Annotated in this window: 21 protein-coding genes and 1 tRNA gene; 12 read left to right on the forward strand and 10 right to left on the reverse strand. The window is 73.9% G+C overall.

Going from position 1 to position 26,212, the window contains the following annotated elements; translation table 11 throughout:
• Window positions 1-23: 23 nt before the first annotated feature.
• Window positions 24-257, reverse strand: coding sequence for a PTS sugar transporter subunit IIB (locus tag EDD34_RS14845; protein ID WP_123815261.1), 234 nt, complete (start codon window positions 255-257; stop codon window positions 24-26).
• 185 nt (window positions 258-442) lie between these two features.
• On the opposite strand from EDD34_RS14845, the gene EDD34_RS14850 reads away from it, so the two are divergent.
• The 3 genes from EDD34_RS14850 (at window position 443) to EDD34_RS14860 (ending at window position 5,268) form a co-directional block, all read left to right on the forward strand.
• Window positions 443-820, forward strand: a complete 378-nt coding sequence (locus EDD34_RS14850) for a globin (RefSeq protein WP_123815262.1) — start codon at window positions 443-445, stop codon at window positions 818-820.
• 41 nt (window positions 821-861) lie between these two features.
• Window positions 862-1,827 (forward strand): acyl-CoA thioesterase, encoded by a 966-nt coding sequence (locus EDD34_RS14855; protein WP_425462357.1) that lies wholly within the window; start codon window positions 862-864, stop codon window positions 1,825-1,827.
• A gap of 129 nt (window positions 1,828-1,956) precedes the next feature.
• Window positions 1,957-5,268 (forward strand): S41 family peptidase, encoded by a 3,312-nt coding sequence (locus EDD34_RS14860; protein WP_123815263.1) that lies wholly within the window; start codon window positions 1,957-1,959, stop codon window positions 5,266-5,268.
• A gap of 78 nt (window positions 5,269-5,346) precedes the next feature.
• Here EDD34_RS14860 and EDD34_RS14865 read toward each other — a convergent pair whose 3' ends face one another.
• The gene (locus tag EDD34_RS14865; protein ID WP_123815264.1) at window positions 5,347-5,838 is read right to left on the reverse strand and encodes an acyl-CoA thioesterase; all 492 of its coding nucleotides are present in this window, start codon (window positions 5,836-5,838) and stop codon (window positions 5,347-5,349) included.
• Window positions 5,839-5,978: 140 nt separating this feature from the next.
• Here EDD34_RS14865 and EDD34_RS14870 point away from each other — a divergent pair, with 140 nt between their 5' ends.
• Window positions 5,979-6,485, forward strand: a complete 507-nt coding sequence (locus tag EDD34_RS14870) for a hypothetical protein (RefSeq protein WP_123815265.1) — start codon at window positions 5,979-5,981, stop codon at window positions 6,483-6,485.
• A 43-nt stretch (window positions 6,486-6,528) separates the two neighbouring features.
• On the opposite strand, the gene EDD34_RS14875 is transcribed toward EDD34_RS14870, so the two are convergent.
• From EDD34_RS14875 to EDD34_RS14905, 7 genes are all read right to left on the reverse strand, one after another.
• The gene (locus EDD34_RS14875; RefSeq protein WP_123815266.1) at window positions 6,529-8,220 is read right to left on the reverse strand and encodes a GTPase family protein; all 1,692 of its coding nucleotides are present in this window, start codon (window positions 8,218-8,220) and stop codon (window positions 6,529-6,531) included.
• Complete coding sequence (locus EDD34_RS14880; RefSeq protein WP_123815267.1) at window positions 8,217-10,328, reverse strand: dynamin family protein; 2,112 nt, start codon at window positions 10,326-10,328, stop codon at window positions 8,217-8,219. The genes EDD34_RS14875 and EDD34_RS14880 overlap by 4 nt, the downstream gene beginning before the upstream one ends.
• 103 nt (window positions 10,329-10,431) lie before the next feature.
• The gene (locus tag EDD34_RS14885) at window positions 10,432-11,385 is read right to left on the reverse strand and encodes a hypothetical protein (RefSeq protein ID WP_123815268.1); all 954 of its coding nucleotides are present in this window, start codon (window positions 11,383-11,385) and stop codon (window positions 10,432-10,434) included.
• Window positions 11,386-11,498: 113 nt separating this feature from the next.
• Window positions 11,499-13,181 carry an energy-dependent translational throttle protein EttA gene (ettA, locus tag EDD34_RS14890; RefSeq protein WP_123815269.1) on the reverse strand — a complete coding sequence of 561 codons (1,683 nt, stop codon included), beginning with the start codon at window positions 13,179-13,181 and terminating at the stop codon, window positions 11,499-11,501.
• A 109-nt stretch (window positions 13,182-13,290) separates the two neighbouring features.
• On the reverse strand, window positions 13,291-13,902 hold the full coding sequence (locus EDD34_RS14895; RefSeq protein WP_170177095.1) for a single-stranded DNA-binding protein: 612 nt from the start codon (window positions 13,900-13,902) through the stop codon (window positions 13,291-13,293).
• Between the two features lie 55 nt (window positions 13,903-13,957).
• On the reverse strand, window positions 13,958-15,568 hold the full coding sequence (locus tag EDD34_RS14900) for a GTP-binding protein (RefSeq protein WP_123815271.1): 1,611 nt from the start codon (window positions 15,566-15,568) through the stop codon (window positions 13,958-13,960).
• The gene (locus tag EDD34_RS14905; RefSeq protein WP_123815272.1) at window positions 15,565-17,253 is read right to left on the reverse strand and encodes a GTPase domain-containing protein; all 1,689 of its coding nucleotides are present in this window, start codon (window positions 17,251-17,253) and stop codon (window positions 15,565-15,567) included. The genes EDD34_RS14900 and EDD34_RS14905 overlap by 4 nt, the downstream gene beginning before the upstream one ends.
• A 149-nt stretch (window positions 17,254-17,402) precedes the next feature.
• Between EDD34_RS14905 and EDD34_RS14910 the strand changes: the two genes are divergently transcribed.
• The 6 genes from EDD34_RS14910 to EDD34_RS14935 all read left to right on the forward strand — a co-directional run bounded on the left by EDD34_RS14910 (window position 17,403) and on the right by EDD34_RS14935 (window position 23,813).
• Window positions 17,403-17,476: transfer RNA gene (locus tag EDD34_RS14910), tRNA-Arg, on the forward strand.
• Window positions 17,477-17,544: 68 nt separating this feature from the next.
• Window positions 17,545-17,991 carry a group I intron-associated PD-(D/E)XK endonuclease gene (locus tag EDD34_RS14915; protein WP_123815273.1) on the forward strand — a complete coding sequence of 149 codons (447 nt, stop codon included), beginning with the start codon at window positions 17,545-17,547 and terminating at the stop codon, window positions 17,989-17,991.
• 290 nt (window positions 17,992-18,281) lie between these two features.
• Window positions 18,282-19,568, forward strand: coding sequence for a hypothetical protein (locus tag EDD34_RS14920; RefSeq protein WP_123815274.1), 1,287 nt, complete (start codon window positions 18,282-18,284; stop codon window positions 19,566-19,568).
• The gene (locus EDD34_RS14925) at window positions 19,565-20,620 is read left to right on the forward strand and encodes a glutamate ABC transporter substrate-binding protein (protein ID WP_246012466.1); all 1,056 of its coding nucleotides are present in this window, start codon (window positions 19,565-19,567) and stop codon (window positions 20,618-20,620) included. The genes EDD34_RS14920 and EDD34_RS14925 overlap by 4 nt, the downstream gene beginning before the upstream one ends.
• Window positions 20,617-22,704: a serine/threonine-protein kinase gene (locus EDD34_RS14930; protein WP_123815275.1), complete on the forward strand. Its 2,088-nt coding sequence runs from the start codon at window positions 20,617-20,619 to the stop codon at window positions 22,702-22,704. Before EDD34_RS14925 ends, EDD34_RS14930 begins: the two co-directional genes overlap by 4 nt.
• Window positions 22,701-23,813: a PP2C family protein-serine/threonine phosphatase gene (locus EDD34_RS14935; RefSeq protein WP_123815276.1), complete on the forward strand. Its 1,113-nt coding sequence runs from the start codon at window positions 22,701-22,703 to the stop codon at window positions 23,811-23,813. Before EDD34_RS14930 ends, EDD34_RS14935 begins: the two co-directional genes overlap by 4 nt.
• Here the strand turns inward: EDD34_RS14935 and EDD34_RS14940 are convergent.
• Window positions 23,749-25,032, reverse strand: coding sequence for an MFS transporter (locus tag EDD34_RS14940; RefSeq protein WP_123815277.1), 1,284 nt, complete (start codon window positions 25,030-25,032; stop codon window positions 23,749-23,751). The two genes, EDD34_RS14935 and EDD34_RS14940, sit on opposite strands and share 65 nt — an antisense overlap.
• Before the next feature lie 188 nt (window positions 25,033-25,220).
• Between EDD34_RS14940 and EDD34_RS20740 the strand changes: the two genes are divergently transcribed.
• Window positions 25,221-25,376 carry a hypothetical protein gene (locus tag EDD34_RS20740; protein WP_170177096.1) on the forward strand — a complete coding sequence of 52 codons (156 nt, stop codon included), beginning with the start codon at window positions 25,221-25,223 and terminating at the stop codon, window positions 25,374-25,376.
• A 193-nt stretch (window positions 25,377-25,569) separates the two neighbouring features.
• The gene (gene orn, locus EDD34_RS14945) at window positions 25,570-26,208 is read left to right on the forward strand and encodes an oligoribonuclease (RefSeq protein WP_281277765.1); all 639 of its coding nucleotides are present in this window, start codon (window positions 25,570-25,572) and stop codon (window positions 26,206-26,208) included.
• Window positions 26,209-26,212 lie beyond the last annotated feature (4 nt).

Raw genomic sequence — 26,212 nt, forward strand, 5'->3', positions numbered from 1 at the left:
GTGGGTGGGCGCGCCCGGCCCTCTCAGGCGCGCAGGACGTCCAGCTCCGCGGCGAGGTTGTCGGCCTCCGGGCCGACGATGACCTGGACCACCCGGCCGGACCGGACGACGCCGAACGCACCGGAGGACTTCAGGCCGGGCTCGTCCACCAGCGCGGGGTCGCTCACCTCGACGCGCAAGCGCGTGATGCAGGGCTGGAGCTCGACGACGTTCGTGTTGCCGCCGAGTGCCACCAGGATGTCGTTCGCCTTGGACATGAATCACGCTCCCAATACCCGTGCGTCGTTGCCGGTCTGCGACCACCCTATCGGGAGCCGCGAGGGATCGGTACGAGAATCGGCGGTTCCGCCCATCGCGGACCCCGGGCGCACTGTCGTCAGGCTCACACCGGACGTCGCCGCCGGGTGACCGACACGAGACCCGCGGATGCGAGGATGACGGGGTGAAGTCGTTCTACGAACAGGTCGGCGGGCACGAGACGTTCGCGAAGCTGGTCGACACCTTCTACGAGGGCGTCGCCGAGGACCCGGTGCTGCGACCGATGTACCCCGAGGAGGATCTCGGCCCGGCGGCCGAGCGCCTCACGCTCTTCCTGGAGCAGTACTGGGGCGGGCCGGGCACCTACTCCGAGCAGCGCGGGCACCCCCGCCTGCGGATGCGGCACATGCCGTTCAAGGTCAACCCGGACGCCCGGGACCGCTGGCTGAAGCACATGCGTACCGCCGTGGACGCGCTGGAGCTCGCCCCGGTCCACGAGGCCGAGCTGTGGGACTACCTCGAACGCGCCGCCTTCTCCATGATCAACACCTTCGAGGACTGACGGACGACAGCGGACCGACGGACAACAGGAGCGCCGAGCACGTGGACCGAACCGCCGACCACCCGACGACCGCGCCCGACGGCGACGGCACGACGCCGCCGGACACGGCGTCCGACCCCCTGGGCCACCTCCTGGAGGTACTGGACCTGCGCCCGGTGGACGGCCCCGGCCCCCGCGGCGAGGACGACGTGTTCGAGGGCGACAGCGTGGTCGGCCCCGCGCCGCGCGCCTACGGCGGCCAGGTGCTGGCGCAGGCGATCATCTCGGCCGCGCGGACCGTGCCGCCCGGGCGCCTCATCCATTCCCTGCACGGCTACTTCCTCCGCGAGGGGTCGCTGGAGGCACCGATCGGGTTCGCCGTCGAGCGGCTGCGGGACGGGCGCTCGTTCAGCGCGCGGCGTTCGCACGCGATGCAGTTCGGCCGGCCGATCCTGTCAATGATCGCGTCGTTCCAGGAGGACCAGCCCGGGTTCGAGCTCACCACGCCCATGCCCGACGACGTTCCGGCACCCGAGGACCTCCCCTCCGCCATCGAGGAGCTCACCGGCGCCGACGACAGCGCCCGCGCGTTCTGGGCCGAGCAGTCCGCGTTCGACCTGCGGCACGTGGGCGGGTCGCTGTACCTGCCGCGCGACCCGTCCGCGGGCGAGGCGCCGCGCACGCAGATGGTGTGGATGAAGGCGCGCCGCCCGATCGAGAACGACGACCAGATGCTGCACCGGGCCATGCTCGCGTTCGCGTGCGACCAGATCATGCTCGAGCCCGCGCTCCGGGCGGCCGGGAGGTCGTGGCAGGAGGTCGGTGGCGGCAGGGTGCCGCTGGCCAGTCTCGACCACGCGATGTGGTGGCACCGTGACGTGCGCGCGGACGAGTGGCTCCTGTACGCGCAGGGCGCGGCGTCCGCCCAGGGCGGTCGCGCACTGGGGCACGCCCGCGTGTACAAGCAGGACGGGACGCTCGTGGCGTCGATGGGCCAGGAAGGCATGATGCGGCTGCCGGCCGAGTAGCGGCAGGTCGCGGCGGTTCGCGGCACGGGTTCGGCGCCCGCGCGGCGTGCGGCGGCCGCCGCGGGTCACCGGATTCGCCCCGGGCGGATTGTCCGTGACCGTGTCAGGGGTCACAGGTACGTTGTCCGCATGTCTCGCCCCTACCTGCGTTATCCGCACCTCCACGACGACCTCGTCACGTTCGTCGCCGACGACGACGTGTGGCTCGCTCCCGTCACCGGCGGTCGCGCCTGGCGGCTGACCAGCGATCACGTCGCCTGCACGACGCCCCGGACGGCACCCGGCGGCTCGCTGGTCGCCTACGTGTCGCACCGGGACGGGCACCCCGAGGTGTACGTCGTGGATCTGGAGGGTGGCGCACCGCGCCGCCTCACGTGGTTCGGCGGCACGCGGACACTGCTGCTCGGCTGGGACGGCGACGGCCGCGTCCTCGTGGCGACGAACGCCGCCGAGCACCACCGGTGGCTCACGGTCGTCCACGCGGTCGCGCTCGACGGGTCGGTGGAGCGGCTGCGGTTCGGCCCGGCCTGGGGCGTGGCCACCCACGACGGCGGCGTCACGGCCCTGGTGTCGGCGGGCTACCGCCCCGCCGTGCACTGGAAGCGGTACCGCGGCGGGACCGCGTCCCGCCTGTGGCTCGACCGCGCCGGCGACGACACCTGGGAGCAGGCGCTGCCCGGGGAGCAGGCGGCCGTGCTGGATCCCCTCTGGGTCGGTGACACGCTCCTGTTCACGTCCGACCGGGCGGCGACGTTCCCCGATCACGCCGACGAGCAGGCGAACCTCTGGGCCTGGGACGGCCTCGCCACGGCCCCTCCCGGCCAGGCCGCGACGCCGCCGGCACCGCGCCGGCTCACGTTCCAGACGGCCGAGCAGGGCTATGTCCGGGACGCGACGACGGACGGCACCCGGGTCGCCTGGCACAGCCGGGGCGACCTCTGGGTCCTCGACTCCCTGGACGGGACGCCGCGCCGCCTCGACATCACGCTCACCGGCGCGGCGCCGCGCCCGTACGCGGCTACCCCGGGGCGCATCGACGGCCTCGCGACGGACAAGGGCGGCGACGGAAGCCTCGTCGGCTGGCTCGGGACCGCCTTCTGGGTGACGCACCGGGCAGGGCCGGCACGTGCGCTGGTCGCCGACCCGTCCGCGCGCGTCCGGGAGCCGGCCCTGCTGGGCGACACCGGCCGCGCCGTCGTCGTGACGGACGCCGACGGCGAGGACGCGCTGGAGGCGCACGCGCTGGACGGCTCGACGCCGTCCGTCCGGTTCGCGGGCGGCGCCCTCGGCAGGGTGCTGCACCTCGCCGCGAGCCCGGACGGCGCGACCGTCGCCACCGTCTCGCACGACGGCCGGATCAGCCTGGTCACCGTGCCCGCGCCGGGTGAGCCGGCGGCGTCCACGGTCACCGAGGTGGGCCGGTCGGCCACCGGGGAGGCCGAGGGCGTCGTCTTCTCCCCCGACGGCCGGTACCTGGCGTGGAGCAGCCCCACCGGGAACGAGGGCGACCACCACCGGGTGATGGTCGCCGACCTGCGCGAGGAATCCCCGGTGGAGCGGGCGGTGACATCCGGGAAGTTCCACGACCGGTCCCCGGTCTTCACCGACGACGGCAAGTACCTCGTCCTGCTCTCGGACCGCACCTTCGATCCCGCCTACGACGCGCACGAGTTCGCACTGTCGTTCACCGCGGCGACCCGCCCCTGGCTCATCCCGCTGAGCGCCACCGAGCCGGCGCCCTTCGGTCCGAGCGTCGACGGCTGGCGCCTGAGCAAGGACGAGGACGCGAAGGACGCGGAGAGAGAGGACCGCGGGAACCACGGCGTCGGGTCCGCCGACACCGCCGTGACCTGCCCCGACATCGACTTCGACGGGGCCGGGGAACGAGTGGTGCCGTTCCCGGTCGCCTCCGGGCACTACCGCGGCCTGCGGGCCGCCAAGGGTGGCGTCCTGTGGATCCGCGAGTCGGACGACGCGAGTGTGCTGGGCGCCAGGAACGCCGGCGTGGAGGGGGACGAGCCGGCGAACTCGGTGCAGTTCTGGTCCTTCGACGAGCGCAAGGCCACCGAGGTCGCCGAGAAGGTCGACGACTGCGCCGTCTCCGGCGACGGCCGCCGCATCGTGGTGCGGTCGGGCGACGAGCTGACGACGCAGCCGGCCACGGCCAAGCCGGGCGACGACCCCGGCCCCGACGGTTCCACGACGATCGACCTGTCCCGCATGCGGTACGAGGTGGATCCGCGGGCGCAGTGGCGCCAGATGTTCGAGGAGAACGCGCGGATCATGCGCGACCACTACTGGCGCGCGGACATGAACGGCGTCGACTGGGACGCGGCGGTGGCACGCTGGCGTCCGGTGGTCGACCGGGTCGCCACGTACGACGACCTCACCGACCTGCTCTGGGAGACCGTCGGGGAGCTGAACACCTCGCACGCCTACATCAGCCCGCCGGGGCAGCCGGGCGACACCTCGCGCCGCCTGGGCTTCCTGGGCGCCGACCTCTCCCCGGGCGCCACCGGCTGGCGGATCGACCGGATCCTGCCCGGAGAGTCGTCGGATCCCGGCGCGCGCTCCCCCCTGCGGGCGGCGGGCGTCGACGCGCGGCCCGGGGACGCGATCGTCGCGGTCGACGGGCGGCCGGTCGATCCGGCCGTGGGCCCGGCGGCGAACCTCACCGGGGCGGCGGAGCGCCCCGTCGAGCTGACCCTCCGGCGAGACGGGGCGGACGCCGACCGCCGCGTCGTCGTGGTGCCGTCGGCCGACGAGTCCGTGCTGCGCTACCAGGACTGGGTCGCCTCCCGCCGGGACTACGTGGCGGAGAGGTCCGGCGGCAGGCTCGGCTACGTGCACGTCCCGGACATGACGAGCAACGGCTGGGCCCAGATGTTCCGGGACCTGCGCCAGGCCGTCCGGTGCGAGGGCCTGGTGGTCGACGTGCGGTTCAACGGTGGCGGCCACACGTCGCAGCTCGTCATGTCCCGCCTCGCGCGCCGGATCATCGGCTGGACGAGGGCCCGGCACTACGACCGGCCGATGCCGTACCCGGACAACGCGCCGCGCGGCTCCGTGGTGCTCGTGACGAACGAGCACGCGGGCTCGGACGGCGACATCGTCAACGTCGCGGCCCAGGCGCTGGGCGTCGGCCCGGTGGTCGGCGTGCGCACCTGGGGCGGGGTCATCGGCATCGACGGGCGCTTCGATCTCGTCGACGGGACGGGCATCACGCAGCCGCGCTACGCCAGCTGGTTCGAGGGGCCGGGCTGGGACGTGGAGAACCACGGCGTCGACCCCGACGTGGAGGTGTGGCACACCCCGGCGGACTACTTCAGCGACGTCGACAAGCAGCTCGACGCCGCGATCGCCGAGTCGTTCCGGCTGCTCGCCGAGCGCCCCGCCGCCGAGCCCCCGTCATTCCCGGAGCCGCGCGTCCGCCGGGCGTGAGCGGCGCCCGGAGACGGGACGAGGACTGGGGGACGGGGCGGCGACCGGGCGGGCCGGGGACCGTGCCGGGGCGCGTCGTCAGCGGCGGCGGAACTTCACCGGCTCGTCCAGGTAGGGCTCCCAGACCGCTCGTTCGGTGTCCGTGATGCGGCGCGGCGAGCCCGTGGCGGCGTCGACCAGGACGAGCGTGGTCGAGGCGCGGACGTACGGGGCGGAGTCGAGCGGGTCACCCGAGGTGGCGACGCCGCCGGGGCGGCCGTCGTGCACCGCGTAGCAGACCTCGATGGACGCGCCCCCGAGCTTGCCGAACCACATCTCCACCAGGATCGGCCGGCGCGTGTACTCCAGCGGGCGCAGGTACTCGATCTCCTGGTGGGCCACGAAGGTGTGCGTCGACGCCGTCGGGCCCGAGTCGACGACCGCCGTCGGCAACGGGTCCACGACGTCCTCGTGCCGCCAGAACGCCTCGATACGGGCCTCCTGGAGCAGGTCGAGCATCTCGACGTTGTTGACGTGCTGATACGCGTCGAGGTCGGACCAGCGCAGGGAAACGGGGATGTGCAGACGCATGGGGACCATCCTCACGCATCCGGCGGCGAGCCGGCGGTCACCTTCCTAATCGTTTCGCTGCCCGGCGGCCACTCCCCGGGGCGGCGCGCACGCGGCTACAGTTCGTGACCGCTCGTCCCGAGAAGACCCCTGGAGGAACCATGCGCCGCACAGCCGTCGCCGTCGCTCTCGTCGCCGTGCTGTCCCTGACCGGCTGCTCGCTACCGTCGACAGGACCCGAAGGCGCCGGCGAAGCCGGGACGGTCGACGCCCCGGTGGAGCCGCTCGACAAGGAGGCGGCAGGCGAGCAGTTCCTCCAGATCGTGGGCCCGTACGACGGCGTGCGGGCGCAGTTCGAGGAGGCGATCGACTCCGGGGCACCGCTCGCGCAGCAGACCGGCCTCGCCTCCGCGGTGGCCGCCGCGCTGCGCGCCGAGGCCGAGGGCCTGCACAAGGCGGCGTGGCCCGACGACGTCTCCGACGACGCCCACGCCCTGGCGGGCACGGTCCAGGAGGCCGCGGGGCACTGGGAGGCGGCGGCCGCCGCGGGCTCGAAGAAGGAGATCAGGAAGCACATCGACCAGGCGATGGAGGTCGAGGACGACGAGGCCGAGGCCGCCATCCGCGAGACGCTGGGCCTGCCGGCCGGTGCGGGCGGGAAGGGCTGAGGTCCCCCGCCCGCGTGGCGCCGCTGACCGGGTGACGGCGAGGTCAGCTCGCCGCGATCGCGGCCGCCGCCCGGCAGCGGCCGAGAGCCCCGAGCTCCTCCCCCATCGGGAGCCGCACCAAACGGTCGGCGACCTCCGCCACCGACGCCCGCAGCCGGCGCCGGGCGGCCGCCGCACGGCGCCGGGCACCGATCGCCGCCAGCACCCGGGAGACCAGCGCGACGAGCACGCCGAGCACCAGCCCGCCGAGCACCAGCAGGGTCGGCCAGGGGATCTGGAACGGGTCCACGCCGAGCCCGTCGGAGGGTCCCGGCGGCGCTCCGGGGAAGACCACGTCCGTCCCGTCCGCGGACGACCTCGGCACGGTCCACACCGGCGTCGGCGGCGCGGGCAGCCGCAGGTAGGAGAACAGGAACAGCACGGCCAGCCACGCGAACCCCGCGCCGACGGCGGCGATGAGCGTCCACTGCAGCACGTTCACCGCCCGCCACCACAAGGGTCGCCGTCCCGCCTCGAGCCGGGTGCTCGCGACGGCCCGGTCGAGGGCGTCGGGCAGCTCGTCGATGCCGTGCTGCGCCCGGGCACGGGCGGCCAGTACCCACGAGTCGGAGACCCCGTCCGTCACCTTCTCGACGTACTGTCGCACCCCCGACGCCGCCGCCGCGCGCACGGCCGGGGCCGGCGTCGGTAGCGAGGTGCGGACGAGGTCCTCCCGCCCCTGAGGGGCGCGCCGCTCCGTGTCGCGCAGCCCGAGCCTGCGCAGCGGGTCACGTCGTAGCCGCCCGAGCCAGCGCGTCAGCGGCCACCCCGTCGCCGCCCGCGCGTCCCGGCGCGCCGCCGCGCGCACGGCCTCGACCACGGTCGGCACGCCCGCCGCGTCCTCCAGGGACTGCAGCAGCGCGCCCCGCGCGCGCTCCCCTGCCCGCGCGGGCGGCTGGGACCCGCACGCCGCCACGATGTCCGACGCCGCGGCACGCTCGTCGGCCACCAGCCGCGCCGTGGCGGCCTCGCGCTTCCGCGCCGCCTTCGCGAGCAGCCCGCGCAGTTCGTCCATGCCCTGGCCGGTCGTCGCCGACAGGCCGAGCACGCGCGCGCCGTCGAGCCCGTCGGCGGCCACGAGCCGCTTCAGGTCCGCGAGCATCGCCTTGGTCTCGTCGGCCTTCAGCCGGTCGATCTGGTTCAGCACCACCACGACGACGTCGGCCCGGCCGGCCAGCGGCCTGAGGAACCCTTCGTGCAGCGCCGCGTCGGCGTACTTCTGCGGGTCGACCACCCACACCAGCAGGTCCGCCCGGGCTACGAGCGCCTCCGCGCGCAGCCGGTGGTCCACCACGACCGAGTCGTGGTCGGGCAGGTCCAGCAGTACCAGGCCGGTCGCGTCGCCCGACGGTACCGGCCCGGACATCTCGTGGCGCCGCGGCACGTCCAGCCAGTCCAGCAGCGGCCCGGCACCCTCGCCCCAGTACGCGGCGAGCGCGTGCGACGTCGTCGGGCGCCGTACCCCCGGCGCGGCGACGTCCTCGCCGGCCACGGCGTTGAAGACGGAGGACTTGCCCGAGCCCGTCGCGCCGGCGAGCGCGACCACCGTGTGGTCGGCCGAGAGCCCGCCCCGCTCGCGCGCCCGTTCCGCCACCGCGCGAGCGGTGTCCAGGATCTCCGGGTCGAGGCGCCCGCCACCCTCCTGGGCGGCGTTCTCCAGGGCCGCGGTCCGGGCGGCCAGGTCAAGCCGGCTCATCGGTCCGCCTCCTCACGGCCGAACAGGCGGTGCCAGAAGCCGCGTCGGCGGCCCGTCGCGTCCTCGGCGTCGCCCGCCCGGTCGCCGGATCCCTCGGGTGGCCCGGCGGCGGTCGTGGTGCCGTCCGGCCGCCGCGCGCCCGGCGCGGCTCCGGTGCCGGTCGGGCCGCCCACCCCGATGGTGTCGCCGCCTCCGGTCCCGGCCCCGCGCAGCCCGCGCCCGGAGACGCCCGTGGCGGAGATCGGCGCGTCGCCGCTCCCGGTGCCCGCGGCGCGGGATCCGCGTTCCGCGGCGGCGGCGTCCGCGACGGCCTGCGCCGCGCCCCGCAGCGCCACTCCTCCGGCGTCGGCCGACCCCACCGCGTCGAGCTGCGCCGTGTACCGCGCTGCCTGGCCGTCCATCACGGTCCGGACCCGCGTGCCGAGCCGTTCCCGCGCCTCGACGGCGAGCCGTCGCACGGCGTCCTCGCCGAACACCGCCTCCAGCAGGCGCTGCGCCAGGACCGCCGTCCCGCCGGCGATGCCGACCTCGATCCCCGACAGGCCGCCCGTGGACGCGAACACCAGGATCATCAGCGCCACGCCCAGCCCGTTCACGCCGAGCGACAGCGCCCGCGCGGCGCCACGCTTGGCCGCGCCCTGCTCGCGGACGAGGTCCAGCACGTCGGACTGCCAGCCGCGGATCTGCTCGCCGACGTCGGCCCGCAGCGTGCTCGAGGCTCGCGACAGCTCGAGTCCTTCCAGCAGGACCCGGCCCGCCGTGTCGCCCCGCCAGCCCGCGTACGCCCGTTCGGCGGCGTCCTCGGCGGCGTCGAGCACCACGGACTCCAGCCCGTGCGCGATCGCGTGCTCGACCTGCGGCGCCTGCCGCGGCTTGCCCCGGAAGAACGCGCCGACGGCGTCCCGCACGCGCCCGACCCCGTGCTCCACGGCGCGGAAGAACTCCCCCGTGCCCACGAAGTCCTGCCAGCGGGCGAGTACCTCGCCCCGCAGCAGCGCGCCGTCGGACGTGGCCGCGTTCACGTGGGCGACCGCGTCGGCGTAGGCACCGGCGACGACCGCACGCAGGCGGGCATCGGCCTCCTGCTGGGCGTCGGCCGCGTCGGCGAGCGTCCCGCACCGCCGCACCAGGTCGTCGACGACGCCGTCCCGGGTCGCCGCGATGACGTGCGCCCTCGCGCCCGCGTCGCCGCCCAGGTCCGTCAGCCAGTCGGCGACGGGCGCCACCGCACGCTCCGGGAGGTAGCCCTCGGACGTCAGCTCGGCCTCCGGGACCACGAAGAGGGGTGAGTCGCCCAGTCCCTGTTCGGCCATGAGGTCGCGCAGGTCGTCGACGGTGGCCCCGGCACCGGGGTCGACCCGGTCGAGCACCATCGCCACCTGCGCGCGCCGTTCGGCGGCCGAGGTGAGCAGGTCCCACGGCACGGCGTCCGCGTAGCGGGCCGCGGTGGTGACGAAGAGCCACAGGTCGGCGGCTCCGAGGAGCTGCGCCGCGAGGTCGCGGTTGGCCTGCTCGACGGAGTCGATGTCCGGCGCGTCGAGCAGCGCGAGCCCGCGGGGAAGGGCCTCGCTCGCGACCATGCGCAGGGTGCGCGGCTCCGCGGCGGGGCCGGGACGGGTGGCCGAGGTGGGGCCGCCCGGCGGTCCGCCGGCACTGGTCACCCGCGAGAGGCCGGGCAGGACGCGGTCGCCGGTGAACCAGCGCGCGTCGAGCGGATGGTGCACCAGAACGGGCGCGCGCGTGGTGGGGCGCAGCACGCCGGGCAGCGTGACGTCCTCGCCCAGCACCGAGTTCACGAGGGTCGACTTGCCGGCACCGGTGGAACCGCCGACCACCACGAGCAGCGGGGCCCGCTGCGACCGCAGGCGCGGCAGCAGGTAGTCGTCCAGCTGGTCGACCGAGCGGCGGCGCGCGTCGCGCGCCTCGCGCGCGTCGGGGGTCTCGAGCGGGAGACGGAGGGTCCCGAGCCGCGTGCGCAGGCTCTCCAGCGAGCGTGTGAGGTCGCCGATCCCGTCGTCGGCGGCGGGCGTCGGGGTTCCGGCTGTCCGTCCCGTGGGCTCGGCGGTACCTTCACGCTCCGTGGGCACGTCGTCGGGCTTCTCGGTCATGGCGCACAGTCTGCCCCAACCACGGCAGGCCAGTCCCGTGGAGGCGTGCCGGGGACCAGCAGGTCCCGCCACGTGGGGAGGGTGATCGCCTCGGTGATCAGGGTCAGAATCCGAGCCTGCGGCGGAGCCACTCGACGCAGACGCTCGCGTGCGCCTGCAGGACGGAGCGCCGCTGCCCCGGAGCCCCTCGCCCCGGCTGGAGCGCCTGCTCGATGAGCTTTCCCGTCAGTGCGGTGACGAGGCAGGTCACGGCGTCGGGGTCCGTGCCGGCCGGCAGGGGGTGCCTGGCCAGGACGACCTCGGGCGCGGGGCCTCCCTCCGCCCGGATGTGGGCGAGGAGCAGGACGGTGTCGACGAACGGTGCGCCGCGCGCCGCGTGGGACCAGGCGACCGCCACCGGGCGCCCCTCCGGGGACAGCGGCGGGTACAGCGACTGGCGTGCGGGTGCACCGTGGACGAGTGTGGTCCCGGCAACGGCCTCCGCGCTGTGGACGGCGATCTCGGCGAGTGCCTCCAGGCGCGGTTCGAGCCACGGGGAGAAGTTCCGCAGCCCGTCGGGACGCTGATCGGCGAGGCGCCGCCACGGCTCGGCACCGAACACCTCGGCGCTGTCCAGGAAAGGCCCGTCCTCGGGTGCGTCGAACTCGCGGATCTCCCGCAGCACGTCGAGGCCGGCCGCGACCTCACCGGTGGTCCACTCGTCGCCGATCGGCCGGATGTCGCGCATCGCCCAGCTCGCCACGATCCAGCGCCCGAACGCGCCGAGATCCTCGTCGAACCACCACAGGAGCGTGGGAACGGGCGCCGCGGCCGGCAGCACGGCCACGACGTCGATCGCGCGCCGAGCCAGCTCCTGTGCCTGCGGGTCGGCCGTGCTCACGACGGTGCACACCTGGGTCCCCGCGGCGGTCTGGAGGAACATCGTCGCCCCGTCACCGACACCGCTCATCGGCAGTGTCGTCCATCCGAGGACGCGGCTTCCGAGTTCGTCCGAGATGCGCTGGCGAACGGGAGGCGGCAGATCCTGCCATCCAGGGCGTGGCACGGAAAAGACCATGGGGCGATCCTTGCCGACTCCACCCATTTCCGGCAAACCCATCATGGCCGGGAAGTCACCTGATGCGGCTCACCGGCCGCACGAGGTGACTTCCCGGGCGGAAGGAATCCAGGTCAGTCGCGCGTCAGGCGGCGGTAGGTGACGCGGTGCGGACGCGCCGCGTCGGCACCGAGCCGCTCCACCTTGTTCTCCTCGTAGGACTCGAAGTTGCCCTCGAACCAGTACCAGTTCGCCGGGTCCTCCTCCGTGCCCTCGTACGCCAGGATGTGCGTGGCGACGCGGTCCAGGAACCACCGGTCGTGGGAGACCACCACGGCGCAGCCCGGGAAGTCGAGCAGAGCGTTCTCCAGGGAGCCCAGGGTCTCGACGTCGAGGTCGTTGGTGGGCTCGTCGAGGAGGAGCAGGTTGCCGCCCTGCTTGAGGGTGAGCGCGAGGTTCAGGCGGTTGCGCTCACCGCCCGACAGGACGCCCGCCGGCTTCTGCTGGTCCGGGCCCTTGAACCCGAACGACGCCACGTAGGCACGGGACGGGATCTCCACGTTGCCGACCTTGATGAAGTCCAGCCCGTCCGAGACCACCTCCCACAGCGTCTTGTTCGGGTCGATGCCGCCGCGGGACTGGTCCACATAGGACACCGACACCGTGTCGCCGACCTTCAGGGTGCCGCCGTCCAGCGGCTCCATCCCGACGATCGTCTTGAACAGCGTCGTCTTGCCCACGCCGTTCGGGCCGATGACACCCACGATGCCGTTGCGCGGCAGCGTGAAGCTCAGCCCGTCGATCAGGACGCGGTCGCCGAAGCCCTTCTGGAGGTTCTCCGCCTCCAGCACCAGGGAGCCGAGGCGCGGCCCGGCCGGGATCTGGATCTCCTCGAAGTCGAGCTTCCGGGTCCGCTCCGCCTCGGCGGCCATCTCCTCGTAGCGCTGCAGGCGCGCCTTGGACTTGGTCTGACGGCCCTTGGCGTTGGACCGCACCCACTCGAGCTCGTCCTTGAGGCGCTTGGCGAGCTTGGCGTCCTTCTTGCCCTGGACCTCGAGACGCTCCCCCTTCTTCTCGAGGTAGGTCGAGTAGTTGCCCTCGTAGGGGTACAGACGCCCGCGGTCGACCTCGCAGATCCACTGCGCGACGTGGTCGAGGAAGTAGCGGTCGTGCGTGACGGCCAGGACGGCGCCCGGGTAGCTCGCCAGGTGCTGCTCCAGCCACAGCACGGACTCGGCGTCCAGGTGGTTGGTGGGCTCGTCGAGCAGGAGCAGGTCCGGCTTCTCCAGCAGCAGCTTGCACAGCGCCACGCGACGGCGCTCGCCACCGGAGAGCACCTTCACGTCCGCGTCCGGCGGCGGGCAGCGCAGCGCGTCCATCGCCTGCTCGAGCTGGTTGTCCAGGTCCCACGCGTCGGCCGCGTCGATCTTCTCCTGGAGCGTGCCCATCTCGGCGAGGAGCGCGTCGAAGTCCGCGTCGGGCTCGGCCATGAGCGCGGAGATCTCGTCGAACCGCGCCTTCTTCGCCAGGATGTCCGCGACGGCCTCCTGGACGTTGCCGAGGACCGTCTTCTCCTCGTTCAGCGGCGGCTCCTGCTGCAGGATCCCCACCGTGTAGCCGGGCGACAGCCGGGCCTCACCGTTCGACGGCTGGTCCAGCCCGGCCATGATCTTGAGGATCGTGGACTTTCCGGCGCCGTTCGGCCCGACGACGCCGATCTTCGCACCGGGGTAGAAGTTCAGCGACACGTCGTCGAGGATGACCTTGTCGCCGTGCGCCTTGCGCGCCTTGTACATGGAGTAGATGAACTCAGCCACTTGCCTTCGTTCCACCGTTTCAACAGGTAGGGAGGGGGTTGCGCCCGCCGCGCGGCGATCTGCTCGCACACATCGCGCACGGCCGCGGCGGGCGGCGTCGGTCCCCAGCCTACGCGGTCGGTCCGTCCTGGTGCCCGGCACCGGCGGCGCCGTCGTACCCGGCATCCGCGACCGGGGCTCCCCAGCTGCCGTCCGCCGCCTCCGCGGCCCCGTCCGGGACCTCACCGAACTCGTCCGGACCCGCGGGAGCGTCCGGACCGGCCGTCGCCCAGGCATCCGCGTCCACGTCAGGCACGCCGCGCCCGGGCCCGTCCTGCCGGGCCCCGGCGGACGGGCGCTCCTGCTGCCCCGGTTCGTCGGCCGGGATCACGCGCTGGAACTTCGCCCGCCCTCTCATGAGGTTGGGCCCCACCGAGTCGGCGTTGATCACCAGGGTGGTACGCCGCCGGGCGTCGTCTCCCCACTCCTCGACCTCGAGCCGCCCGGCGACGACCACGGGCTGCCCCTTCGTGACGCTCTCGCTGATGTTCACCGCGGCGTGGCCCCACGCCTTCACCTGGAACCAGATCGTCGGCCCGTCGTAGAACTCGCCGTCCGTGGCCCGGATGCGCCGCGTGCTCGCCACCGAGAACCGGGTCCACTCGGTGCCCCTGCTCGACCGCCGGATCACGGGATCGCTTCCCGCGTTCCCCGTCACGGTCACCCTCACGTCGTTGCTCACGTCGCGCTCCTCCGTTCCCGCGCACCGGCCCCCTGCCGGCGCGCCGGAACCAGCATCACGCGCGCGCCGCCTCCACGGAGGACGCCGGGGCCGAGGCTGTGTACGAAGGGCTGTTTCCACGACCCGCGGTCGGCGTCCCACCGGCCTGGGCCGGTGCCGCGGGTCCGTCCTCACGCGCGGACTGGGCGAGTTCCCGCACCTGACGGTGCTCGTCGAGGAGCCGCTGCGTCGGTTCCCCGAGCGTGCGCTCCAGCACCCGCTCGACCGTCGCCCTCCCCGCCGCGAGCACCGCCTGCTCCCGCCGCCGGGCCAGCGCCCGCCGGATCCGCGTCGCCGCGAGGAACACGCCGAGCGCCGCGAGCGCCGCCACCACCCCGGTCACGCCGAGCACGGTCGAGGTGGTGTCGTCGACGGGAATCACCTGCATCGACGCGAGCACGGTGGCGAAGCCCAGCACCACGGCCAGGCCGACGAGAACGAGCGCCACACGCCGCAGCGGGCGCGCCGAGACCGGCCCGCGCACGTCCAGGGTGACACCGCGCAGCGCCGTCGCCAGGGACGCGCCCACGTGCTCCGAGGAGGCCACCGACTCCGCGAGGGACCGCTGCCAGCCGGGCCGGAGATTCTCTCCCGCGCCGGTGAGCCAGCGGGCGCGGGACAACGCGACGGCGTCGGGATCGGGTGCGGGGAACTCGGGCCGCCCGTACCCGTTCTGCACGGAGGCAGCCACCTGCGCCGCGACCGGCGCGAGCCCCACGGCCTCTCCCAGCGCCTCGGTCTCCGCGGCGAGCACGGCGGACGTGTGCCACGGCACCTCGGCAGGCGTCTCCTCCAGCAGGGCCGCCGCCGCGGCGTCCAGTTCGGCGGCGGCGCGGCCGGCGGCCACCGACCGCCGCCGGACCGCCTGCTCGAGCAGATCCCGCAGCTCCGGCACGCCGTACCCGGTCCTCGCCGACACCGGGACCACCGGCACCTCGCCGACCCCGTCGTCGCGCAGCAGGCGGGAGACGTCCCGCGCGAGGTTGTCCTGCTGGCCCGCGGGGACGGTGTCCATCTGGTTGAGCGCGACGACCATCGACCCGGGCCGTTCGCCCGCGCCACGCAGGTAGCCGGAGTGCAGCGCGTCGTCGGCGTACTTCTGCGGGTCCACCACCCAGACGAGCAGGTCGACCAGGGGCAGCACCCGGTCCACGATCTCGCGGTGGCCCGGGGCGACGGAGTCGTGGTCGGGCAGGTCCAGCAGGACCAGGCCGCCGAAACCGTCCTCGTCGGCCCCGTCGAGCTCCCCGGCGCGGGTGATGCGCCGCTCGCGCTCGACACCGAGCCAGTCCAGCAGCGCCGCGGCGTCGTCGGACCAGGAGCAGGCGGAGACCTTGGCCGTGGTGGGGCGCTTGACGCCCACCTCGGCGAACGAGAGCCGCGAGATCCTGTTGAACAGGCTCGACTTGCCCGATCCGGTGCCCCCGGCCAGCGCGACGACGGTGTGGTCGACGCCGAGGGCGATGCGCTCCCGGACGCCGGCCACAGCGCTCGCGACGCGGCCGAAGACGGCGTCGTCAAGGCGGGAACCCGCCACCTGCAGGGCGCGGCCGAGGTCTTCGGTCCGTACGCGCAGCGCGGCATCGTCTCCGGCACGGCCGGGTGGCCGCGTCGAGGCGCTCGTCATGTCAGCCTCCTGAGCTCGGCGAGCCGAACACGCAGCGTGGCTGCCGCGTCGTCGGCGAGGGCGGGGATCTCAAGGGCACTCTGGACAGATCGGGCCTCCGCCGCAACCGCTAGCGCGGTCCGGTCCACGAGGTCGGAGCGCAGCGGGCGCACGAGATCCTCGACCGTGTCGCCCAGCACCTTGCCCAGGAGGCGTGCCGCGTCCTCGCTCCCGAGCGCCGCGGCCAGCAGCAGGGTCGCCAGCCCGGCGTCGCCGAAGGCGCGCCGGGCACCCGGCACCGCCTCGTCCGGGGGAACAGGAGCGTCCGGGTCCTGGCCATTCTCACCGTCGCCGAGTCCCGCCACGAGGCGGTCCCCCTCCGCGACCCAGGCGGCGGCCTGCTCGGCCGCCCACACCTCGCGGGCCTGCCCGCGTTCCCTGCCCGACGGCGCCACCGCCGCGCCGGCCGCCGGGGCTCCCGGCCCCGCGAGCTCGGCGCGCAGCCGCTCCTCGGTGCGGGCGCCGGCGGCCGCGAGGGAGCGCTCCGCCGCCTTCCTCGCCTCCTCGCGGAGCGGGGCGAGCGCCTCGGACCGGGCGCGGCCGGCGCGCTTCGGGGCGCGCACGACGCCGTCCCGTACGGTCACGCGGTCGATGCGCCTGCTGGCGACCAGTTCCGCGAACCGCGCGGTGACCTGCGACCCGCCGGCCGTCCCGGCGCTGATCGCGGCCTGGGCCACGGACTCGGCGTCGGGAACGACGATGTCGATCACGCGGCGCAGCTCCCGCGCCGCGGCGCCCTGCGCCTCGACGGCCTCCACCAGGCCGTCGACCCAGTCCGGCAGCGCCTTCAGCGCGCCCTTGAGGGTGCGTACCACGACGGTGCGGGAACGCTCCGGCCCGGCCATCATCGCCAGCCAGCGCCCGATCCCCGCCACCAGCCGGGAGTCGAGCAGCCCTTCGTGGGGGCCGACGTCCGGGATCACGAACAGCGGCGCGTCCGTCATGCCGCGCTCCCGCATCCGCGCGTTCAGGTCCCCGCGGATGGTGACGAGATCGTCCTCACCGACCCGGTTGAGCACGATGGCGACGCTCGCGCCGCGCTCCCGTGCGCGGTCGAGGGCCTCCCAGGGCAGGGCGTCCCCGTACCGGGCCGCCGTGGTGACGAACAGCCACAGGTCGGCCCCTTCGAGAAGCTTGCCCGCCGTGCTGCGGTTCTGTGAGACGAACGAGTCCAGGTCGGGCGCGTCCAGCAGGGCGGTACCGCGCGGCACGCCCTCGTGCTCGACCACCCGCGCGAGCTCGCTGACCGGACCTGCCTTGAGGGTCGCCCGGTCCCGCGGGTGCACGCCCACGACGGGTTCCCGGGTGGTGGGCCGCAGCACGCCCGCGTCGGAGATGTCGCCGCGCAGCAGGCTGTTGAAGATGGTCGACTTGCCGGCACCGGTCGAGCCCGCGAGGACCACCAGCGCCGGGCTGGACAGTTCCGCGAGCCGTGGCAGGAGATGCTCGTCGAGCTGCGCGAGCAACCGCGCGCGGGAGGCTTCCGCGTCGTCGGCCCCCTCGATCGGGAGCGGGAGACGCACGGCGGAGACGTCGCCGCGGAGGTCCTGGACGACGTCGTGCACCGTGAAGCCGAGTTGCTCGGCGACGTCGGGGTCGACGCCGCCCCGGCGGCCGAGCGCGGCGGAGCGCGTTCCGAGAGTCACGGGTTCATCCTGATATCTCCACCTGCCCCTTGCCAACCGGGGACGCCGGGCAGGCGTCCAAGGACTACGTCCACGATACTGGTCCACATTCCTGGTCCAACTCCGCGGCCAGGATCGATACGATGGGCCCGCGCCCGGCGCGGGCGCACGCCTCCGTAGCTCAGCTGGATAGAGCATGTCACTTCTAATGACGAGGTCGCGGGTTCGAATCCTGCCGGGGGCACCTATAGCACATTTGCGTTCGAGGGGAGCATGACGGCCAATGGACGCCATCCACTAGTGTTGACCTCCATGGCGCTGCACCACACGAAGGACAAAGGCGATCTCGGCGTGGCCAAGGCCCATGCAGACTTGGTCGGGAAGGGGTTCGTCGTGCTGTTCCCCGCAACAGAGCACGCCCCCTTCGATCTGGTCGCATACGCGGAAGGGAAATTCCATCGGCTCCAGGTCAAGTATCGCTCTACTCGTACGGGTGCCGTCACCGTCCACTTCCGGTCGGTGTGGAACGACCGTTCTGGCACCCATACGAAGCCGACGGACAAGAGCACCATCGATGTTCTCTGCATCTACTGCCCGGAGACCGACGAGTGTTACTACGTCCGCCCCGACGCGCACCGCGCGTCGGTCACGCTCAGAGTCACGCCGAGCAAGAACGGACAGCGCGTCGGCACACTGGATGCCGCCAGCTTCCGCGATCTGTCCCAAGCGGTTCGACGAACTCAGCCGGGGTCCATCTGAGTGCACGCCATCATTCCTGGATACGAACTCGGCCTGACCCGACCGCGCTGACCCCGTCGCCTCCCGCACCCATTCCGTGCCGCCCCCAGCCGGGACTCATGCAGCCAGGGTCTGCCCGGCCCACCCCGGCATCACTCCGTCTCGCGTCACGTCGCCCGCTCTCGTACAGCCATACTGTTCCTCACATATGAGTCGCAAGGATCGGACTTCGCCTTTACCGTGACTCAGCACAGCGAGAAGCGCCGGTGGCGGCGCGGGAATTCCCCTCAGTGTCTCCGGAGGTACCGCCGATGACCGTGGCCGCACCGCACCGGCCCGGCTCGAGCACCCTCCCGCACGGTCTCGCGCGGCGGGCCGCGAACGCGGTGTCCGGCACTCCCGGCCGCCTCGGCCTCGCCCAGATCGCCTGCGTGCTCGCCTGCGTCGCACTCGGGATCGCCGGGTTCCTCGCGGGCACCGGCCAGTCGGCGGACCTCGACATCGCCCACGCCGACGCCGTCGACCTCGTGGCCACGCAGGAACTGCGCAACCACCTCGTCTCCGCCGACGCGGCGGCCACGAACGCCTTCCTGGTCGGGGGTCTCGAACCCACCGCCATGCGGGAGCGCTACTCGGAGAACCTCGCCACCGCCGCGCGCGCCGTGCCCCCGCTCGCGGCTCGCGCCCCGGAACGCTCCGACGAGCTGGCCGTCGTGTCCGACGCCCTCCAGCGCTACGCCGGCCTCGTCGAGTCGGCCCGCGCCAACAACCGGCAGGGGCTCCCGGTCGGCACCGGCTACCTCGATCTCGCGTCGGCGACCCTGCGCGACGAGGCCCTGCCCGTGCTCGACGACGTCGCGCACCGCATCACCGCCCGCATGGACGGGCACCTGGCCGCGGTCTCGATGCGGCAGTCCCCGCTCCTGGTGGTGGTGGGTTCGCTCGTGGTGCTCGGAGTCGTGCAGTGGTGGCTCGCCCGGCGCACCCATCGCATGATCAGCCCGTGGATGGTGGTCGCCACGGCCATCGCCCTGGTCGGCGCCGTGGCCGTGGCCATCGGCGTGGTGGGCGGCAACGTCGTCGCGCACAAGGTCGCCGACGGCCCCTACGCCGCCACCGTCGCCAGCTCCGCCGCGCTCGCCGAGGCCACGGACGCGAAGTCGCAGGAATCGCTCACCCTCATCAAACGGGGGTCCGGAGGCGAGCACGAGGCCCGTTTCCAGGACTCCACGACGCGCGCCGCCGCGCTGCTGGCCGCGTCCGACGACGCCGCCGGCACCGAGCGGCCCACCGGTGATCTCCTGCGCACCTGGCTGGAGGGCCACGCGGAGATCCGCGCGCTGGACGACTCCGGCCGCTGGGGCGAGGCGGTGTCCGCGGCGATCGCCACCGGCGACGGCTCGCCCCTGGCGGCGTTCGAGGAGTTCGCGGCCCGGGCGGCCACGGACGTCACCGTCACCGGGGAGCGCGCCGCGACGCAGCTCACCAGGGCCTCCGCGGTGTCCTTCGCCACCGGCTGGATCGCCCTGGTGGCGGGCCTGCTCGCCGCGGGCATGACCGCCACCGGGATCTGGGCGCGGCAGAAGGAGTACCTGTGAACGCCCCGCGCGGGCGTCCGGGCCACCGGCGCCTCCGGCGGCGCCACCTCGTCGCCGTGGTGTTGTCCGGGCTCGTCGTCGTGGCCCTCGCCGCCTGCGCGATGCCACGCGCCGCGACCACCAGGTTCGACGACATCACGACCAGGGACGGCGGCGCGAACAGCCGTCCCGACGGCCGGACGGGCCACGAACCGCCGTCGGACAGGAGCGGATCGCCGCGCGAGCGGCAGGAGTGCGCCGACGGCACCCCGGCGACCGCCTCGTACGCGCCGCACGACGCCGAGCCCGGCGTGGTGCCGGAGGGGTCCACGATGGAGCGGATCCGCGAGCGCGGCGCCCTGCGGGTCGGGATCTCGGCGGACACGCTGCGCATGAGCGCGCGCGACCCGTTCACCGGCCGCATCGAGGGCTTCGACATCGACGTGGCGCGCGCCGTCGCGGAAGCGATCTTCGGCGACCCGGGCCGCGTGAGGTTCCGGGTCATCACGTCCGCGCAGCGGGAGCAGGTGCTCATCGACCACGAGGTCGACATCGTCGTGCGCACCTTCACGATCACGTGCGAGCGCTGGGAACAGGTCGCGTTCTCGGCCGAGTACTACCATGCCGGGCAGAAACTGCTGGTGCCGTCCTCGTCCGACGTGAGAAGCATCGCGGGCCTCGACGGGCAGCGCGTGTGCGCCTCGGAGGAGACGACGTCGCTGGCCCTGCTGCGGACCTGGGAGGACGTCGAACCGGTGGCCGCCGCGACGCACACCCAGTGCCTGGCCCTGTTCCAGCAGGGCCGGGTGGACGCCCTCACCGGCGACGACACCGTCCTGGCCGGCTTCGCCGCGCAGGACCCGTACGCCAAGGTGGTGGGCGAGGCGGTCAGCGACGAGCCCTACGGGATCGGCGTTCCCGCGGACCAGGTGGACCTCGTGCGGTTCGTGAACGCCGTGCTGGAGCGGCGGGCCGCCACCGGGGGCTGGCGGCAGAGCTACGACCGCTGGCTGTCGGACGTCCTGGGTGGCGCGCCCGCACCACCCACGCCGCTCTACGGACGGGCCGCATGATCCGGGTGGGCGACGGCGCGGCCACGAGCAGCTCGGCCCGGCTGAGCGCGACCGCCCTCGGCTCGGCCATCGCCACCACGTCGCGCGACGCCCACCTGCACAGCACGTCGTCGCAGTGGTTGCGCGAGAAACGCCTCGGCGCCGGGCTGACGATCGTGCCCACGCCCGAGATCCAGGACCCGCTCGCGTCGGTGATGAAGAACCCGCAGCTCGCCGAGGAGAGGCGGTTCTGCTCCGCGTGCGGCGAACCGGTCGGCCGGGCCCGGGACGGCGCCCCGGGACGGACCAAGGGATTCTGCTCCGCGTGCGGCACCCCGTTCGACTTCGCGCCGTCGCTGACGCCCGGCGAACTCGTCGGCGGGCAGTACGAGGTGGTGGGCTGCATCGCGCACGGCGGCCTCGGCTGGATCTACCTGGCCCGGGACCGCAACGTCGCCGACCGCTGGGTGGTGCTCAAGGGGCTGCTGAACGCCGACAGCACGGAGGCGTACGACGTCGCCGTCGCCGAGCGCGAGTTCCTCGCCGAGGTCGAGCACCCGCTCATCGTCGAGATCTACAACTTCGCGCGGCACGCCGGCGCCGGCTACACGGTGATGGAGTACGTGGGCGGGCGCTCGCTCAAGGACCTCCGGGCGGAACGGCGCACGCCCTTTCCGCCGGACCACGCCATCGCCTACCTCCTGGAGATCATGCCGGCGTTCACCTACGTCCACGATCGCGGCCTGCTCTACTGCGACTTCAAGCCGGACAACGTGGTGGTCCAGGGCGACACCGTCAAGCTCATCGACCTCGGCGGGGTGCGCCGCATGTCGGACATGACGACGCCGGTCTACGGCACACGCGGCTACCAGGCGGCCGAGGTGCAGCAGGCGGGCCCGTCCGTCGCGTCCGACATCTACACGATCGGGCGCACGCTCGCGACGCTCGTCCTCGACTTCGCCGGCAGCACCGGGGTCCACGAGCACACCCTCCCTCCCGTGGACGAGACCCCTCTGTTCGCCCGGCACGACTCGCTGCACCGGTGGCTCGTCAAGGCGTGCCACCCCTCGCCGGACGACCGCTTCCTCACCGTCGAGGAGGCCCGCGTGCAGCTCCTCGGGGTGCTGCGGGAGGTGGTCGCGCTGGAGCGGACCGGGAGCGGAGGGGCGACGACGTCCGCCGCGTCCCCCCTGTTCGGCGTCCCGCCCGCCGACGGCTCGGGCGGCCCCCTGAGCTGGGACGAGCTGCCCGCACTCGCCGCCGACCCCACCGACCCGATGACTTCCTGGGTCGCGGGCGTGAACCTCACCGACCCCGCCGCGCGCATGGACCAGCTCGCACTGGCCCCGCGGCGGACCGTCGAGGTGCTGCTCGCCGAGGCGCGCGCCGCCCTGCAGATCGGCGACCTGGCGCGGGTGCACGATACCGTGAGCCAGATCCTGGCCCTCGACCCCTGGGACTGGCGCGCCGCCTGGATGGAGGGCCTCGCCGGACTCGCCGGGGGCGACGCCGCGGCCGCCGCCGCGTCGTTCAACGCCGTGTACGGGCAGGTCCCGGGCGAACTCGCGCCGAAGCTGGCGCTCGCGTGCGCCTGCGAGCAGTCGGGCGAGCTGGGGGTGGCTCACGAGATGTACGCCGTCTGCGCCCGCACCGACGCCAACTACACGGGCGCGGCCGCGTTCGGGCTGGCCCGGGTGCGCCTCGCGCGGAACGATCTCGACGGCGCACTCGACGGGCTCGACTTCGTGGTGCCCACCCGGGGCTCGTACGGCGACGCCCGCCTCGCCCGAGCCCGCCTGCTCATCGGGTCCGGCCGCGGCCTGCCCGCCCTCGCGCAGGCCGCCGAGGTGATCGACGACGCTCCGGTGCCCGCCCGGATGCGCACCCAGGTGGTGGTCGAGGCCCTGCAGCGCGCGCTCGACCACGTACTGGTGCACGGGCCGGAGCCGGACCTCCGCGTGGCGGGCGCCGAGGCCACCGAGCCCAGCATGCGCGACGCGCTCGAAGCGGGCCTGCGCCGGCTCGCGCAGCTCACCGAGAGCCGCCGTGCACGTGTCACACTCGTCGACAGGGCCAACTCCGTGCGACGCTGGACGCTGCGATGAGCACTCCTGACGAGAACACCAAGTCACGCTGCCCGCGCTGCGGAGAGCTCTCCGCGCCGGGCGCCCGGTACTGCGAGCAGTGCGGCGTCGAACTGCGCGGACAACCGGTGGAGGGTGCCGTGACCGGCACGCCGCCCACGGAGCCGATCCCGGCCGTCTCCGTCGTCGACCCGGACCCGGACTCGTCGGTCACGCCTCCCCCGGCGCCCGCCTCCGAGCGCGACCACTTCACCGAGAAGCCGGCGGACTGGGTCGCCGGAGTCTGCGACCGCGGTGTCCGGCACGCACGCAACGAGGACGCGATGGCACTGGCCGCGGAGGGACCGGACTCGGTGAACGGTACGGCGGCGCTCGTGGTGTGCGACGGCGTGTCGAGCGCGCCGCACTCCGACGTCGCCTCGCTGGAGGCGGCACGCGTCGCGCGGGACGCCCTGGTCACCTTCGAACCCGTGGGCTCCCTGCCCATGCGGGGGAAGACCGAGCGGCGCGTCGCGGAGTGGACCCAGGCGATGGTGAACGCCTCCCGGGAGGCCGGGGCCGCCGTCGTCCGCGTCGGCGACGAGATCGCCCGCGAGGCGGCAGGCTCGGGCCGGCACAGCGGCCCCGCCATCGACCCGCCGGCCTGCACCTTCGCCGCCGCCGTGGTCGACTCGGGACTGGTCGTGGCGGGCTGGCTCGGCGACTCGCGCGTGTACTGGCTGCCCGACGGCGGCGCCGCGGAACAACTGTCCGTCGACGACTCGTGGGCCCAGGAGATGATGGCCGCGGGATTCTCGCGCGAGGAGGCCGAGCACTCACCGCAGTCGCACGCCATCACGCGCTGGCTGGGGCGGAATGCCCCGGACCACGACGCGCACTGCGCCGCCATGCTTCCCGAGGTCCCCGGCTGGGTGCTGGTCTGCTCGGACGGCCTGTGGAACTACTGCTCCGAGGCGGAGCACGTCGCCGACCTCGTGCACCGGCTGTCCGGTGGTACCACCGACCCGTCGGAGACCGCGGCCGCGCTCGTGCTCTGGGCGAACGCGGCGGGCGGGCGCGACAACATCACCGTGGCGCTGGCTCGGGTGGAGCCGGGGCCGTCCGGGGCGGAGCCGGAGCCGTCCTCCTGATCCGCAGCCCCGCGAGGCCTGCCAGCAGCAGGGCGCCCACGTTGACCGCGACGATCACCCGCCAGTCCCACACGGCCAGGAGCGCGGAGCCCGCCACGGTGAACAGCACCTGCGGAAAGTTCAGCAGGAGCTGGCTGGCGGCCGCGGTGCGGCCCTGCAGGCCCGCCGGCGTCGCCACCTGCCGTTCGGTGACGTACGCGACGACGGCCGACGTCGTCCCGAACCCGAGCGCGAGCTGAGCCACCACCACGAGGGGGACCATCGCGAGCAGCAGGGGGGCGAGCCCCGCACCCGCCAGCAGGAGGCCCACCGCGACCACGCGCCCGCGGCCCCACCGCGCCATGAGGCGGGGCGTGAGCGCCCCCGCGGCGAGGCCACCGACTCCCTGCAGCACCAGCAACGGCGGCAGCCACGCGTTCGGGATGCCGACGTCCTCGAGGATCGCGAACACGACGCCGTTGACCAGCCCGATGAAGGCGAACGCGACGAGCATGACGTTCGTCAGCGGGCGCAGCGGAGCACCGGCGTACAGCTGCCGGAACCCGCCGGCCACCTCACGGACCGTGATCCGCCGCTCGGGCGGGACCACCGACTCGGCGAACCGCAGACAGGCGAACACCACGGCGGCGCCCACGAAGGCCGCGATCGTCGCCGCCACGAGGACGTACGGCCCGGCCAGCGCGTACGCTCCCGCCCCGGCGAACGGCATGGCGACCCGGAAGACCTGGTCGATCATCGCGAGCCGGGCGTTCGCGTGCCCGAGGGCCTCGTCCGGCAGCAGGTCCTTCAGGAGACCGGACTGCCCGGCGGCCGTCACGTACGCCACCAGCGCGTACAGCACCGTGACCGGGTAGACCACCCAGGCGGTCCCGGCGTCGTGCACCCAGAACAGCGGGATCAGGCAGGCCGCCCCGCACGCGTACGCGACCACGAGCAGCTTCCGCCGCGACACCCGGTCCGCGAGGACACCGAGGAACGGCGACGCGAGCGCCGGCAGCCCCAGCATCGCGAACGTCAGCCCGCCGGCGGCGGCGTTCCCCGTGAGGTCGGCCACCCAGATCGCCAGGATGAGCGTTAGCGCCGAGTCCGCGAAGTTCGTGAGCGCCCAGCCCGCCGTGAGCCAGCGGAACGTCGGGGTCCTCAGGTGGTACGCGGGCCCGGGGGCGGCGGGCACCCGGGCCGGGTCGGCGGCACGCTGCCCGGGGGCGGGTCTGGACATGGCTGGACGCTAACAGCAGAGCGAATCTGCCGGCAGGAAAAAGCCGTGCGTCACCTGCCCGAAACCTGAGAGTGTGCAGGAACACCGCGGTGGCGTCCGCCCGGTCCCGACGATCGGGCGGTGGAGGGGTCCGGCCAGACCTCGCGCCGGGTTCGTCCCGGCAGTCCGGCGTCACGAAGGGCACTCACGTGCACACCATCGACTACTCCCTCATCCGGGCGCTCCACCAGGAGCAGCTCGATCACGCCGAGAGCCTCCGGCGCGACCGCCGTCAGCGCCAGGAGCGTTCACAGCGGAAGCCGCGGAGCATCTTCCGGCCCCGCCGTCAGACCTCGGCCCGTTGACCCGGCCGATCCGTGAGCCCCACATGCTCGCGGTCACCTCGTCACAGCGACACGCCGACAGATCTCGATCCTGTCGGCGTGTCGCTGTTCTTCGTGTTCCCGGGACCGGGACGAGCGCGGCGGACGGCGTCGCGACCCCCGCGGCGCGGCACGTGCACACCCCTGCCTGACGACACGTCGTAGGCTGGGCGCCGTGAGCACCAGCCCCGCCGACCGGATCGTCTGGATCGACTGCGAGATGACCGGGCTCGACGTCCGCACCGACGCGCTCGTGGAGGTCGCCGCCGTCGTCACCGACTCCGAGCTGAAACCCCTGGGCGACGGGATCGACGTCCTCGTGAAGCCCCCCGCCGAAGCGCTCGCCCAGATGGGCGACTTCGTGCGTGCCATGCACACCAGGTCCGGTCTGCTCGACGCCCTGTCCGGCGGCCTCTCCCTCGCCGAGGCCGAGTCCCGGGTCCTGGAGTACATCCGCGACTGGGTGCCGGCCAAGGGCAAGGCCCCGCTCGCCGGCAACTCCGTGGGCACCGACAAGATGTTCCTCGACGCCCACATGCCGCAACTCGCGAACCATCTGCACTACCGGATCATCGACGTCTCCTCCGTCAAGGAGCTGGCGCGGCGCTGGTACCCGCGCGTCTACTTCGCCAGCCCCGACAAGGACGGCGGCCACCGCGCGCTCGCGGACATCCTGGAGTCCATCGACGAGCTCCGCTACTACCGCGAGACCCTGTTCCCGGCGCAGCCCGGCCCCGACTCGGAGACGTCCCGCGCGGCGGCGACCCGGGTGAAGGAGACGTCGGTCACGAAGCAGGTGCCGAGCACGAATTGAGTTC

The organism is Myceligenerans xiligouense (assembly GCF_003814695.1).
GTDB lineage: Bacteria > Actinomycetota > Actinomycetes > Actinomycetales > Cellulomonadaceae > Myceligenerans > Myceligenerans xiligouense.